14 protein-coding genes and 2 pseudogenes are annotated in these 12,468 nt (G+C 58.9%); 9 read left to right on the top strand and 7 right to left on the bottom strand.

The genetic code is table 11. From position 1 onward, the window contains the following. Positions 1 to 206, top strand: a pseudogene (locus U9R81_RS18325) (hypothetical protein); the annotation flags it as partial. Positions 207 to 323: 117 nt separating this feature from the next. Continuing rightward, positions 324 to 812, top strand: coding sequence for a plastocyanin/azurin family copper-binding protein (locus U9R81_RS18320; RefSeq protein WP_322496852.1), 489 nt, complete (start codon positions 324 to 326; stop codon positions 810 to 812). Between the two features lie 76 nt (positions 813 to 888). On the opposite strand, the gene U9R81_RS18315 is transcribed toward U9R81_RS18320, so the two are convergent. From U9R81_RS18315 to U9R81_RS18305, 3 genes are all read right to left on the bottom strand, one after another. Beyond that, positions 889 to 1,332: a hypothetical protein gene (locus tag U9R81_RS18315; protein ID WP_322496851.1), complete on the bottom strand. Its 444-nt coding sequence runs from the start codon at positions 1,330 to 1,332 to the stop codon at positions 889 to 891. Positions 1,333 to 1,435: 103 nt separating this feature from the next. Then, positions 1,436 to 1,837 carry an NUDIX hydrolase gene (locus U9R81_RS18310; protein ID WP_322496850.1) on the bottom strand — a complete coding sequence of 134 codons (402 nt, stop codon included), beginning with the start codon at positions 1,835 to 1,837 and terminating at the stop codon, positions 1,436 to 1,438. Between the two features lie 272 nt (positions 1,838 to 2,109). After that, a complete protein-coding gene (locus tag U9R81_RS18305) occupies positions 2,110 to 2,607 on the bottom strand; it encodes a glutathione peroxidase (protein WP_322496849.1) in 498 nt (165 codons plus the stop codon). A gap of 342 nt (positions 2,608 to 2,949) precedes the next feature. Between U9R81_RS18305 and U9R81_RS18300 the strand changes: the two genes are divergently transcribed. The 3 genes from U9R81_RS18300 to U9R81_RS18290 all read left to right on the top strand — a co-directional run bounded on the left by U9R81_RS18300 (position 2,950) and on the right by U9R81_RS18290 (position 4,859). Next, positions 2,950 to 3,186, top strand: coding sequence for an FmdB family zinc ribbon protein (locus tag U9R81_RS18300; RefSeq protein ID WP_322496848.1), 237 nt, complete (start codon positions 2,950 to 2,952; stop codon positions 3,184 to 3,186). 11 nt (positions 3,187 to 3,197) lie between these two features. Then, positions 3,198 to 4,235, top strand: coding sequence for a GTP-binding protein (locus tag U9R81_RS18295; RefSeq protein ID WP_322496847.1), 1,038 nt, complete (start codon positions 3,198 to 3,200; stop codon positions 4,233 to 4,235). Between the two features lie 114 nt (positions 4,236 to 4,349). Continuing rightward, complete coding sequence (locus U9R81_RS18290; protein WP_322496846.1) at positions 4,350 to 4,859, top strand: NUDIX domain-containing protein; 510 nt, start codon at positions 4,350 to 4,352, stop codon at positions 4,857 to 4,859. 73 nt (positions 4,860 to 4,932) lie between these two features. Here U9R81_RS18290 and U9R81_RS18285 read toward each other — a convergent pair whose 3' ends face one another. The 3 genes from U9R81_RS18285 to U9R81_RS18275 are packed head-to-tail and all read right to left on the bottom strand — an operon-like array spanning position 4,933 to position 7,391. Further along, the gene (locus tag U9R81_RS18285) at positions 4,933 to 5,631 is read right to left on the bottom strand and encodes an ABC transporter ATP-binding protein (RefSeq protein ID WP_322496845.1); all 699 of its coding nucleotides are present in this window, start codon (positions 5,629 to 5,631) and stop codon (positions 4,933 to 4,935) included. Between the two features lie 6 nt (positions 5,632 to 5,637). Further along, positions 5,638 to 6,414 carry a cobalt ECF transporter T component CbiQ gene (cbiQ, locus tag U9R81_RS18280; protein ID WP_322496844.1) on the bottom strand — a complete coding sequence of 259 codons (777 nt, stop codon included), beginning with the start codon at positions 6,412 to 6,414 and terminating at the stop codon, positions 5,638 to 5,640. Then, positions 6,411 to 7,391: an energy-coupling factor ABC transporter permease gene (locus U9R81_RS18275; protein ID WP_322496843.1), complete on the bottom strand. Its 981-nt coding sequence runs from the start codon at positions 7,389 to 7,391 to the stop codon at positions 6,411 to 6,413. Before U9R81_RS18275 ends, cbiQ begins: the two co-directional genes overlap by 4 nt. Positions 7,392 to 7,507: 116 nt before the next feature. On the opposite strand from U9R81_RS18275, the gene U9R81_RS18270 reads away from it, so the two are divergent. The 4 genes from U9R81_RS18270 to bchE all read left to right on the top strand — a co-directional run bounded on the left by U9R81_RS18270 (position 7,508) and on the right by bchE (position 11,158). Beyond that, positions 7,508 to 7,849, top strand: a complete 342-nt coding sequence (locus U9R81_RS18270; RefSeq protein ID WP_322496842.1) for a hypothetical protein — start codon at positions 7,508 to 7,510, stop codon at positions 7,847 to 7,849. Position 7,850: 1 nt separating this feature from the next. After that, positions 7,851 to 8,642, top strand: a complete 792-nt coding sequence (locus U9R81_RS18265) for a TlyA family RNA methyltransferase (RefSeq protein ID WP_322496841.1) — start codon at positions 7,851 to 7,853, stop codon at positions 8,640 to 8,642. 171 nt (positions 8,643 to 8,813) lie between these two features. After that, positions 8,814 to 9,425 carry a bacteriochlorophyll 4-vinyl reductase gene (bchJ, locus tag U9R81_RS18260; protein ID WP_322496840.1) on the top strand — a complete coding sequence of 204 codons (612 nt, stop codon included), beginning with the start codon at positions 8,814 to 8,816 and terminating at the stop codon, positions 9,423 to 9,425. A 77-nt stretch (positions 9,426 to 9,502) separates the two neighbouring features. Then, on the top strand, positions 9,503 to 11,158 hold the full coding sequence (gene bchE / locus U9R81_RS18255; protein WP_322496839.1) for a magnesium-protoporphyrin IX monomethyl ester anaerobic oxidative cyclase: 1,656 nt from the start codon (positions 9,503 to 9,505) through the stop codon (positions 11,156 to 11,158). A 700-nt stretch (positions 11,159 to 11,858) separates the two neighbouring features. Here the strand turns inward: bchE and U9R81_RS18250 are convergent. Next, positions 11,859 to 12,468 (bottom strand): annotated as a pseudogene (locus U9R81_RS18250) (DNA primase); the annotation flags it as partial.

The following is a 12,468-nucleotide window of genomic DNA, read 5'->3' as shown; positions in this document are numbered from 1 at the left end:
GCTGGAGCGAGGAGCGCCCGCCGCGCAGCCGGAGTGAGGAGCGGGGGCCGGGGCGGGGCGGAGATCAAGAACGCCGTGAATCGTCATCAAGGCGCAACGCGAATAGCGGCCAGCCTTCCCGGCGCAGTTCGGAACGAACGGATCAATCGCCGCCCGACAATCGCCGGCGTACCCCACGGCCACGCCGTTATGACGAACAGGAATAGCTTCTATCAACACAAACTCTAGATCATATGCTCTGATCCGCTTGACAATAGTTGGGATAGTAGTATAAATTGACGGTGCAAATTTGTGATAGATGCCACTAAGGAAGGAACAGAGCAATGAACATCTGGTTGCGCATGATGGCATTCACCGTTCTGGCTGCGCTGGCAATGGCGCTGGTTGCCTGTGGCGGTGGTGGTAGCGGCGGTTCGAGCAGTGGCGGGCAAAGCAGCGGGCCAGTCACGTTAGAGATCGGCTCGAAGGGCGAAGAGTTGGTGTTCGATAAGACTGAATTGCGGGTTGCCGCTGGCCAGACCGTCACGTTGCGCTTCAAGAACAACTCGGCAGTGCAGCAGCACAACTGGATTTTGATCAAGGGTGGTGATGCTGAGGCGGCGGCGATTGTCAATGCCGGCTTGAGCACTGGCCCAGCGGCAAACTACTTGCCGGCTGACAAGAGCAATATTCTGGCTGAGTCGCCGCTGGCCAATGGCAATGAGACGGTGGAAGTCACCTTCACGGCGCCAGCAGCCGGCACCTATCTCTACATCTGCACGGTGCCCGGCCACTACCCGCTGATGCAGGGCAAGCTGATTGTCACCAATTAATGTAGGTGTTGTGACAGCAAACAACAAGGGGCGACAAGAATGTCGCCCCTTGTTTTATCGGATAGGTTGTTGCAGTCTACACGGTGACTGCGCGTTGGTTAGGTTCTACTGTGCGGTACAGGCGAACCATAAGGTTCAAGAGGTGCCGTTCCACTTCGGTGGCGACGGCTCGTTCGGCTTGAGACAGCGGTAGCCGGCCAAGCTCTTCAAAATACCAGCGGATCATCGCGGTGGTGTGTTCATACGACACACCCCAGCGGGGCAAGACGCCACGAGCCCAACGCAATTCGGTTTCAGCAATTTCAAGGGCTTCAAACAAGAGCATTGCCCGGATTAAATCACTGAGGGGGCGCACGGCTACTTCGGCCATACGCTCGACTGGGCCATAGTTCTCTTCCAGACGCAAGGTATGGGTCAATTCGGGAAATGCGCGTAACAGCCGCGCGGCAACGCGCTCAGCGATAACTTGCCGATGGTCGTCAACGCGGCGGGCAAGTTGGGTGGCAGCGATCTCATCCATACGTGCCATCCTTCCTCTCTAGGCCCCCTCATTATAGCACGCCACTCTCTCGGCTAGCTCTGTGCATAAGGCATGAATTGCGTGGAAATTCTTCGTGCAGCTCTTAGCAACTAAACCACGACTGCGCTGCGCGCACCACAGCGCGCAAGCGGGGACGTTGAATACGCTCGATGGCTTCCGCTAGCGGCACCCACTTAGCGGCAACAATTTGCTCCCTCCCTCCGGTTGGCCGGGCGCGGCCTTTGATCGCGCGCAGTAAATAGTAATCGACCAGCTTGCGCTGCGTTCCCTGCGGCCCATTGATCAGGTAATCAATGCTGCCAATCAGATCAATGACTTCTGCGATGACTTTGGTCTCTTCATACACCTCGCGCACAATCGCCTTACGCGGTGGTTCGTTTGCCTTGAGTTTGCCTTTCGGGAGTGACCAAAATCCTTTACGCTTCCGAATCAACAAAATCTCAATGGTTTGGATCAGATTGCAACCGAAAGACGACGGCGCCAACGCCACAGTTCGTTTTCATAACCGCCACGCCTGTTGTGAAGATGAGCCGCTCCTGTCTAGTTGTCAGCAGTGATTCAAGCGACCAGATATCATAGTCTCTATCATACCGCGTTTGGGGGATCAAATGGTTGATGTGTCTAACGTTTGAGCAACATTTACCAAACATAACCATTCATGTCATGGCTCTAGACGCCAGTCGTGAACATAGTATACAGGCGTGGCATTACCACTCCTGTCTATCCATTCGTATGTCTAAGGAAGAGCGCCGGTGGTTAATTCACGGTCGCCGGTTGTTGGCGCAGCAACGCAACAATATCATCTTCGATCTGCGACGGCACATCGGTGGGTGCGTAGCGCCGGCGCGGCTTGCCGTTGCGGTCAACCAAAAACTTGGTGAAGTTCCACTTGATCGCGGTGCTGCCAAAGAGACCGGGTTGCTGGGTTTTGAGGTAGGTGAAGAGCGGGTGCTCGTTGGGGCCGTTCACGTCAACCTTCGCGAAGAGCGGAAAGGTGACTTGATAAGTGCGCTCGCAGAATTGGGCGATGGATTCGTTGCTGCCCGGCTCTTGCATGAATTGGTTGCTGGGAAAACCAAGAACGCTGAATCCCTGATCGCGATAGCGGCGGTACAATTGTTCGAGACCGGCGTATTGCGGTGACAGACCACACATACTGGCGACGTTGACGATCAACAGCACTTGGCCGCGATAGTCAGCTAGTGATTGCATCGTGCCATCGACGCGTTGGGCGGTGAATTGGTATATCGGCATAGTCTTGCTCCTTGCAAAGTGTGTGCAAACTGTATACAAGGTATTATCCCACAAATAGAGCGGCTGGCAAGAGTCATTGGTCTTCGGGCTGCTGCTATTCTCCCTGTCATTATGAGGACAGGTTGTAGTGTCGATCGTTGCTGAGCCCCGCCAAAGCCATCTTCTCGAAGTACGGCAAGCGTCATTTTGACCAGTTGGCTGTCTCTATCCAACGAGCGCTTCTGCGGAGGGATATGAGGCGGTACGAGCGAGCGCAGCTCACGTTGACAATAGTAATCATAAATGATATATTGTCTCATATAATTGAGATCGTGCTTTGTTTATTCCCACTGGTAGGATAAAATGCCGCTATACGTCTACGAATGTGCGGAATGCGAGATTGAGCTGGAAGAGCTGCGTCCGGCGTGGCAAGCTGACGATCCGGTCGAATGTCCGATTTGTCACGAGCTTTGCCGGCGTGTTGCCAGCGCCTTCCACGTTCAGCGTCCGGCTGAACCGCTCTACGCGACCCCATCCCATGTGGCGCGGGTTGCGCATGGTCTGGATTGTCCCTGTTGCCGGCCTCGCCGGCGTTCGTAAGGAGAACGCTCATGGACACGTCTGCCCGTCCCGTTCCGGTAACAATTCTGACCGGTTTCCTTGGCGCTGGCAAAACCACCTTGCTTAACCGCATCCTGCAGGCCGATCACGGCTTGCGCGCGGCGGTGCTGGTGAATGATTTTGGTGCGATCAATATTGACGCCCAGTTGGTGGTTGGGGTTGAAGGCGATACGATTGCGCTGGCCAATGGGTGTATTTGCTGCACGATCCGCGACGATCTGCTACGCGCGGCGTTGCGCCTCGTAGAGGGACCATTGCCGCCAGAGTTCCTCATTATTGAAGCGAGCGGGGTCAGCGATCCGTGGGCGGTAGCCGATACGTTTCTGTTGCCTGAACTGCGTCCCTATTTTCGTCTTAATAGCGTGATTACGGTGGTTGATGCCGATTATGTGCGCCAGCAGACGGCCTACGAGGCATTGATCGTTGAACAGATCAACGCGGCTGATATTGTTGTGCTCAACAAAATCGATCTGGTTTCCCCTGATCAACTTGCCAGCATTGAAGCGTGGGTGCGCCGGATTGTGCCGCAGGCGCGGATCTTACCGGCAACCTATGGCGACGTGCCGTTGTCGCTGATACTTGATGTGGGACGGTTTCAGCAGCGTGCGGCAACGCCGCGCATTGTGGCCGTTACTGCCCACGATGAGGGGTATGATCACGCAACAGCCGCTCACAATGACCATCATCACGATCACGGCGCCGAGTTTGCCACGTGGAGCTACGTCTGTGATCGACCTTTTACGCTCAATGCGTTTCGCCGCACCGTGCTGAACTTGCCGCCGGCTATTTTCCGTGGCAAAGGGGTGATTTATCTGGCCGAAGTTCCGCAACGGCGGGCCGTTTTACAAGTGGTGGGAACGCGGGTGCAGGTGACAGTGGGTGAACCGTGGGGTGATCACGCGCCGCAGACGCAGATGGTCTTCATCGGTTTGCCGGGTACGGTTGATGAACCGGCCCTGCGCGCGGGGTTTGATCAATGCTTGCTCGCGCCGGATCAGCCGATAAGTACGGCGCCGGCGGTGTCGTAGACGCGGCAGCGTCTGGCAGGATTGTGAACGAGCGCACGGAAGCGACGGAATGGCGTGCGCTTTTATGTTATACTACAGTTCTTGTTGGAGCCGTCGCTCGTTGCACAGGAAGTCATGTATCGCCAGCATTCGTTCTGTTCATTCTGCGGCCAGCCGTTTGCCGAACACCAGTCATGGCCCCGCATCTGCTCGCATTGCGGCAGCGCAACCTATCGCAATCCGTTACCGGTGGTCTTGTTATTGCAGCCGGTTGATGATGGCTTATTGCTCATCCGGCGATCAGCCTATCCACGCCGGGGCCAGTTAGCCTTGCCCGGCGGGTTTATCGAAATGGGGGAACGCTGGCAAGACGCGGCGGCGCGTGAGTTGTACGAAGAAGCCGGAGTTGAGATTGATCCGGCGTTAGTCAGCGAGTTTGCCGTTCGCAGCACACCCGATGGTTATCTGCTGGTGTTTGGGATCGGGCCGCAACTGCGCAGTGCGGATTTGCCGGTGTTTTTGCCGAATAGCGAAGCCGCCGAGCGCGTGCTCATTACCTCGCCGGCTGAGCTGGCCTTCCCGTTACACACCGAGATGGTACTGCGCTTTTTTACCCAACTGCGCCAATGGCGGCCTTTGACGTAGCGCGGGCGATGGTGGCGACAACGGTTCGATCAGCAGCCTCCCTAGCCTTTTTTGTGCTTAGGAGGCTGTTTGCTTAGATCAATCCATACTGCCAGAGCCGGTCGTGATCAGCGAGGAGTGAGGAAGTTGCTTCATCGGTAACGACCCGGCCTTCGGCCAACACGATAGCACGCGGAAACACATCGGCAACGAGCGCCAGATCGTGGGTTGAGACGAGCATGGTTTGCGGCAGGGTGCGCAGCAGCTCGCTCAATTCGCGGCGAGCGCGTGGATCGAGGCCGGCTGAAGGTTCATCAAGCGCCAGCAAGCTCGGCTGCATCGCCAGCACGGTGGCCAAGGCTACCCGTTTGCGCTGGCCAAGGCTGAGCCGGTGGGGCGGGCGCTGTTCATAGCCGGTCATCCCCACTGCCTGCAACGCCTGCTGGACACGCTGTTCAACCTCTGCCGGCGCTAGCCCCATATAGAGCGGCCCAAACGCAACGTCGTCGAAGACGGTTGGCGAGAAGAGTTGATCGTCAGGGTCTTGGAAGAGCAATCCGACTCTGGCTCGAATCTGGCGGAGATTCTGCACGGTGACGGGCAGGCCGTCTACCACAATGGCGCCGCTCGCTGGGCGTAAGGTGCCGTTGAGGTGAAGGAGCAGCGTGCTCTTGCCGGCCCCATTCACCCCTAGCAAAGCCACCTTTTCTCCGGCAGCGACGACGAGATTGATCCCGCGCAGCGCAGGGGTGCCATCGGGGTACGCATAGCTGAGATTGGTAATGGTGAGCATAGCCGATTAGATGTAGGCGATAACGATGAGGCTCACGCAGACGATACCGCCGCCGATCAGCGCAAGGTAATCGGTGTGGCGGAGGGGGGGCTGGGTGGCGATAACGGGCCGGCCATCGTAGCCGCGGGCCAGCATGGCGGCATAGATCCGTTCACTCCGTTCGTAGGCCCGGATGAAGAGCGTGCCTACCATGCGTCCGGTGATCGTTGCGCGCCAGAACACATTACGTCCGGCGCGCTGACCGGGGAGAGCGGCGCTGCGGCTGTCGCGCGCGCGCAGCATGCGTAACGCCTCTTCTTGCAGAATGAAGAGGTAGCGGTAGGCCATGCCGATGATTAGGATCAACACTGGCGGTAGACGGAGCGCCGCCAGCGCGGTGAGCAGCTCGTTAAAGTGTGTCGTTGCGATCAATGCTACCACCGCTTGCACCGAAAGCCACGACTTGATCATCACCGTAGCGGCGGCTGTGATACCGGTATCAGTAGCGATAATCGTTTGGCTGCCAATGGTGAACTGAACGACTGGTTCGCCGGGATGAGCAATGGCCAGCGTCAGCGCAGCAAGTGCGAATGGCCATGCCACTAATGAGCGCCGCCAGATCGTCCACAACCCGATTCGCTTCCAGCCGATTACAAACCAGAGCGCGAGGGCGGCAATGATCAGCGCATCCCATGCGCCGGATGGCAGCCATGCCAGTGTGAAAACAAAGCTAAGCGCAAGCCATGTGGTGACCCGGCCATCATACGCGGCGATTGGGCTAACCGTTGATGTGTCAGCTATCACGAGCGTGCCGGCGGTTGGACGCGAAGCAGTCTGCTAATGCCCCAGATGAGACCGATCATCACCGCCACCCCAATCAACCCGGCTATGATAGTTGAAAGCGGCGTCTCGCCGAGCCATGGAATCGTGTAATCGGGCAGAAGCTGGTAGGGTGCTTCAGTAGCGCGATCGAGGAATCCGAAATCTTCAGCGACGCGCTCAAGCCCATCGGGATCGGGCGAGGCCAGTGGCGCGAAGGCAGCCGTGATTGCAGCAATCACTACCCCAATAGCGGCGATCCGGGAGGATGAAGTGCCAGATGGCGTGGTTGAAGCCAGCAGATCGGGCCGCGTGCTGGCGAGAAACATGACCGCAGCAGCGGTAATCAGCCCTTCGCCGATGCCAATGATGGCATGCACGCCGAGCATGGCCGGAAAGACAATCGCTGCAGGCAGGTCAGACAACACAAGTTGCGCCGAGGTTAGGGCGGCAGCGGCCATCACCGATACCCATCCTGCGCCGGCAGTCACGATCGCGATCCAGAGCCGGTTTTCCGTCACCGCGCCATCACGAATCAACAATGGCCGCGCCAGCCAGCCGCCGATGGCGGCAGTGGCGATGCCCATGTTAAAGATATTCGCCCCCACTGCCACGATGCCGCCATCTTGAAACAGGATCGCTTGCAATGCGATCACGCATGTCATGACGATCATGCCTGCCCATGGCCCCAGCACAATCGCTGCAAATGTGCCGCCGAGCAAGTGGCCTGACGTGCCGCCGGCAATCGGAAAGTTGAGCATCTGGGCTGCAAAGATAAACGCCGCCATCACTCCCATCAAGGGAACGGCGCGCTCATCGAGCGATTGGCGCACTGCTCGGGTTGCGATCCCAACGGCGATGATAGTTGGAAGCCACCAGAGCAAGGCAACCGGCGCATGCAAAAAGCCGTCGGGAATGTGCAAGCCAAGCGTGATCTGTTCTGCAATCCACTGCCACCACATGGTGAAACCCTCTCAAGTAGCATACGTATGGCGATATACCGCATCGAACCGGTTAAGCTCATTATAAACGAAGGAATGTCTCTGCGTGCTCCAAGATACGGTATAATGCGGGTGCTATGAGCGGACACTACACCATTCCAACTCGCATCCGGCTGACCGAGGCGCAACGCGACCAGCTTTACTGGCTGCTCCGCGAGCGCAGTATTGAGCTGGATGATTTTATGACCGAGCTGGTGAACGATTACCTAGCCGGCCAGCCATTGCCGCCAGCGCCGGCGCTGGTCGATCGGCAGGCGACCATTCGCGAGCAGTTGCGACTGCGGCGCAACCAATTGCGCATGTTGCGCGCCCAACTGCACGACCCGCACAACCCTCCCCCTGACTGGTTGCGGGCGATGGTGGCCGAGTTGGAAGACGAAATTACCCGGCTCGAAGTTGAATTACGCCGAGAAGAGTAGCATGGCTCGCCAACGTCTCGATACGCTGCTGGTCGAGCGTGGTCTGGCTGAGACGCGCGCGCGGGCGCAGGCGATGATCATGGCCGGGCAAGTGCTGGTCAACGGCCATGTGCAGACCAAGGCCGGCACGATGGTTGCTATCGATGCCCACATTGATGTGCGCGGCGGTTTGCCTTACGTCAGCCGCGGCGGTTTCAAGCTTGCGCATGCGCTCGACCAATTTGGGCTTGATCCGGCAGGTTTGACAGCGATCGATGTTGGCGCTTCCACTGGCGGGTTTACCGACGTCTTGTTGCAGCGCGGCGCAGCGCGGGTGTTTGCGGTTGATGTCGGCTATGGCATTCTCGACCACCGGCTGCGCACCGATCCACGGGTAGTTGCGCTCGAACGCACCAATATTCGTCACCTTACCGCACTGCCTGATAGCGTGTTGGCCGATTGCGCCGTGATCGACGTCAGTTTCATCTCGCTGCGGCTCGTCTTGTCGGCGGTGCAGCGGCTGATCACGCCAAGCGCATGGATCGTGGCGCTGATTAAACCGCAGTTTGAAGCTGGTCCACAACACGTAGGCAAAGGCGGTGTCGTGCGCGATCCGGCGGTGCATGCGCAAGTGATCCGCGATGTGCTGGCCTTCGCTACCACCCAACAGCTCAACCCCGCCGGCCTCACCCGCTCGCCGATTACCGGCCCGGCGGGGAACGTTGAATTTCTCGTCCTCTTCCACCCCCATCGTCCGGCTATCGACCGCCAGCGCGCGATCATGGCGTGCGTCGAAGGAGGCGCGTCCTCGTAGGGACACCGCAACGCGGTGTCCCTACGGTGTGTCACCACGTTGCCCGCCTTCTGCACACCTTTGTTTACCCGGTTTTTACCCTGAGTGAATGACTTACAACCGGCAAATGCGAGTAAAGATGTTACATTTATTGCATACGTTGACATTTCAAACAATGTCAGTAGGCGTACTATGCAAGATGTAGCACCCGTCGCTGAAGTTGCCCGGATCGGGCCAAATTCGATCATCCAGACCATTGCGGCCTTGCGCGAGCAGTATGGGGCCGAGACCACTGCGGCTTGGCTGCGCCGCAGTGGGCGAGGGCATTTCCTTGAAACGATGCCTGACCACATGCTGGCCGAGAGCGAATTTGGTGCGATGATCCGTGACTTGCGCGACTGGCTAGGGATACCAGCAGCGATGCGGGTGCTCGACCGTTCGGGCGAACTTACGGCGAACTATGTGGCGACGAACCGGGTGCCGGCGCCGATCCGGTTGCTCTTGCCGCGCTTGCCAGCAGGATTGGCGTTGCGCATCTTTCTGCCCGCCATTGCCAAACATGCGTGGACATTCGCCGGTAGCGGGCAATTTGGCTACACGCTACGGCCACAGTGGCAGTTGACGCTGGCCAATAGCGTTGAGGCGCGCGAAGTGCAGGCCGCCGAGCCGGTGTGCAGTTACTACCGGGCGGCGTTTGAAGGTTTGTTGCGACGGGTGGTGAGCGATCGGATCCGCGTGCGCGAGGTGGCATGCCGGGCGATGGGTGCGCCGCGCTGCACGTTTGCCGTATCGCTTGAGAAGTAATCGGGGGGCGTCGATTTCGTTCGTCCTCGCGTTGTTGTAGTTCAGACTTGGTCGTCAGAAAGGAAGAGAGGCCACGCATGCGGATCATGATGATCCAGCCGAACTACCATGCCGGTGGAGCTGAAATTGCTGGGAACTGGCCGCCGAGCTGGGTCGCCTACATCGGCGGCGCATTGCGCACCGCAGGCTTCAACAATCTGCGTTTCGTCGATGCGATGACGGAGGATCTGCCCAATGAGCAATTGCGCCTGATCCTGCGCCATAATCGGCCTGATGTAGTGATGGCCACGGCGATCACGCCGATGATCTACAAGGCGCAAGAGACGTTGCAGATCGCGCGTGAAGAGGTGCCGAATGCTCGGCTCATCCTTGGCGGTATTCACCCGACCTTTATGTATGGTCAGGTCTTGACCGAGGCGCCATGGATCGACTACATTGTGCGCGGCGAGGGTGAAGAGATTACCGTCGAGCTGATGCAGTCGATTGAGGCTGGCACCGACCGGCGCGACCGGGCCAACATTAAGGGGATTGCCTACCTTGAGGACGGCAAGGTGGTGGCGACGCCAGCCCGTGATCCGATTGCTGATCTCGATAAGCTCACCCCGGATTGGAGCCTCTACGACTGGAAGCGCTATATCTACGTGCCGCTCAATGTACGGGTGGCCGTGCCCAACTTTGCCCGCGGCTGCCCCTTCACCTGCCGCTTCTGTTCGCAGTGGAAGTTCTGGCGTCGCTATCGCGCCCGCAGTCCGCAGAAGTTTGTTGATGAGATCGAGACGCTGGTGCGCGAGCATAAGGTTGGCTTCTTCATTCTGGCTGACGAAGAGCCGACCATCAACCGCAAGAAGTTCACCGCGCTCTGCGAAGAACTGGTGCGGCGCAAGCTGCCGGTTCACTGGGGCATCAACACCCGCGTGACCGACATTCTGCGTGATGAAGCGCAGTTGCCGCTCTGGCGCGCTGCCGGCTTGGTGCATATCTCGCTCGGCACTGAGGCTGCTGCCCAGATGAACCTTGACCGCTTCCGCAAGCAGACCACGATCGAGCAGAACAAGCGCGCGATCGAGCTGATCAAGAAGCACGGCATGGTGGCTGAGGCCCAGTTCATTATGGGCATGGAGAACGAGACGCCGGAGACGATCGAAGAGACCTATCGCTACGTGCTCGACTGGAAGCCGGATATGGCCAACTGGAATATGTACACGCCGTGGCCGTTTGCCGAGCTGTTTGAAGAGCTGGGTGATCGGGTCGAGGTGCGCGACTATGCGAAGTACAACTTCGTGACGCCGATTATGAAGCCTGAGCTGATGGATCGCGAAGATGTGCTCAAGGGCGTGTTGCGCAACTATGCCCGCTTCTATATGCGCAAGGCCTTCCTCGAGTATCCGTTTATCAAGGATCCGTTCAAGCGGCGCTACATGCTCGGCTGTCTGCGCGCCTTTATGAAGACCACCGTCACGCGCCGCTTCTACGACCTCGGTCGCGTCCACATGCGTGGCACCCAGCTTGAGATCGATCTCGGCTTCGATGAGTCGCGCGTGCTGACGCCGGAGCAGATCGCGGCGATGAAGCAGCGCAAGGAGATGAATGCCGATACCACCTTCGGCGGTGCGGCTCCCGGCATCGACCCCGAAGAGATCAAGATTCAGGCCGAGAATCCGCTCAACTTGCCGTTGGAAGTGGCGGTTAACGAGAACGCTAATGCGGCGACTTCGGCCAAGCCGGCGTCATAAGTGGCGACTTTCACCTCCCCATCCCCCTCTCCCGTCTTACGGTGGGAGAGGGGGATGGGGCATTGGTGATCAATAGCCACAAAAAGACGCAAAAATACTCGTTTTTCGTGTTTTTTATGGCTCTTTGTGGCTACGCTTCGGCCCAGCCCGGAAGGGCTGGGCGATACGGCGCAGCGATGCTTTGCTTTGCCCCCAGTCCCTCCCCCGCTGGGTTCAAGGGTGGACAGAACCTCCGTCTGGAACCCGGCCCTCAAGGGCCGGGGCTAGGGGGACGAAGCCCGCTGCGCGGGCTGATGCCCCCAGCCCCTCCCCCGCTGGGTTCAAGGGCGGACAGAACCTCCGTCTGGAACCCGGCCCTCAAGGGCCGGGCTAGGGGGACGAAGCCCGCTGCGCGGGCTGATGCCCCAGTCCCTCCCCTGCTGGGTTCAAGGGCGGACAGAACGGATGAGCATAGATACGGTTGATGGCGTTGGGATGGGCTGTTTTGCCCCCACCCCCAGCCCCTCCCCCGCTGGGGGTGGGGAGTGGCTCTCGCCCCCCGGCCCCCTCTCTCACCGTCAGGTGGGAGAGGGGGATGGGGCATTGGTGATCAATAGCCACAAAAAGACGCAAAAAATACTCGTTTTTCGTGTTTTTTGTGGCTCTTTGTGGCTACGCTTCGCGATAGCGGGCACGGCAGGGCGGGAATCGAAACCGCCCTTTACCCTTGCCCTAAGAGATCGCGCAGATCGGGGAAGGTGCTCGATCGGCGGGGTTGGGTGATCTGTTCAGCGTAGGCGCTAAGTTCGCGAATGTGGTGCAAGATGCGCTGAATCTCTTCCTCGTTGTCGAGTTCGCGCAGGCGTTCGTTGTACCGGTGGATGCGCGCCATGACCTGCGCTTTGCGCAAGATGCGGGCGCACTGTTCGGCTTCGTGGCGGTAGCGCACGTCGTCGGGCCGGCGGTTGAGGGTAGCGATCAATGCTTTGGCTTCGCTGGTGAGCGGTTCGCCGAGGGTTTCCACCCACGCCTGCAAACTCTCGGCATCGGTGGGGCGCAGTTCGAGCGGGGTTGCAAGGTAGGCGCGCCAGATCGCTTGGTGGAGCGGCTCTTCGAGGAGATCTTCTAAGCCGGCTCCGAACAGTTCGCCTGCTTCGTGCCGGCGGGCGTTGTACTCTTCGAGCAGCTTTTCAATCGCGACATTGACGCTGGGGTAGCGTAGCGCCAATGCCAGCAAGTAGGCTTCGGTCTTACGGCGGCGTTCGTCAAGCGGCGAAGCCGTCACTGGCGCCGGGGCGGGCGGTGGCGGCGGTGGTGACGGGTTGGTGTGG

This window comes from Chloroflexus sp. (genome assembly GCF_034435895.1).
In the GTDB taxonomy this organism is placed as follows: Bacteria; Chloroflexota; Chloroflexia; order Chloroflexales; family Chloroflexaceae; genus Chloroflexus.
This window is presented reverse-complemented; position numbering and strand designations above follow the sequence as displayed.

Excerpts from the sequence above, each read along its gene's own strand:
- U9R81_RS18305 (WP_322496849.1), bottom strand. The coding sequence starts at position 2,607 with ATGCCGATATACCAATTCACCGCCCAACGCGTCGATGGCACGATGCAA.
- bchJ (WP_322496840.1), top strand. The coding sequence starts at position 8,814 with ATGCAAGATGTAGCACCCGTCGCTGAAGTTGCCCGGATCGGGCCAAAT.
- U9R81_RS18315 (WP_322496851.1), bottom strand. The coding sequence starts at position 1,332 with ATGGATGAGATCGCTGCCACCCAACTTGCCCGCCGCGTTGACGACCAT.
- U9R81_RS18300 (WP_322496848.1), top strand. The coding sequence starts at position 2,950 with ATGCCGCTATACGTCTACGAATGTGCGGAATGCGAGATTGAGCTGGAA.
- bchE (WP_322496839.1), top strand. The coding sequence starts at position 9,503 with ATGCGGATCATGATGATCCAGCCGAACTACCATGCCGGTGGAGCTGAA.
- U9R81_RS18295 (WP_322496847.1), top strand. The coding sequence starts at position 3,198 with ATGGACACGTCTGCCCGTCCCGTTCCGGTAACAATTCTGACCGGTTTC.
- U9R81_RS18290 (WP_322496846.1), top strand. The coding sequence starts at position 4,350 with ATGTATCGCCAGCATTCGTTCTGTTCATTCTGCGGCCAGCCGTTTGCC.
- U9R81_RS18270 (WP_322496842.1), top strand. The coding sequence starts at position 7,508 with ATGAGCGGACACTACACCATTCCAACTCGCATCCGGCTGACCGAGGCG.
- U9R81_RS18285 (WP_322496845.1), bottom strand. The coding sequence starts at position 5,631 with ATGCTCACCATTACCAATCTCAGCTATGCGTACCCCGATGGCACCCCT.
- U9R81_RS18275 (WP_322496843.1), bottom strand. The coding sequence starts at position 7,391 with ATGTGGTGGCAGTGGATTGCAGAACAGATCACGCTTGGCTTGCACATT.
- U9R81_RS18320 (WP_322496852.1), top strand. The coding sequence starts at position 324 with ATGAACATCTGGTTGCGCATGATGGCATTCACCGTTCTGGCTGCGCTG.
- U9R81_RS18265 (WP_322496841.1), top strand. The coding sequence starts at position 7,851 with ATGGCTCGCCAACGTCTCGATACGCTGCTGGTCGAGCGTGGTCTGGCT.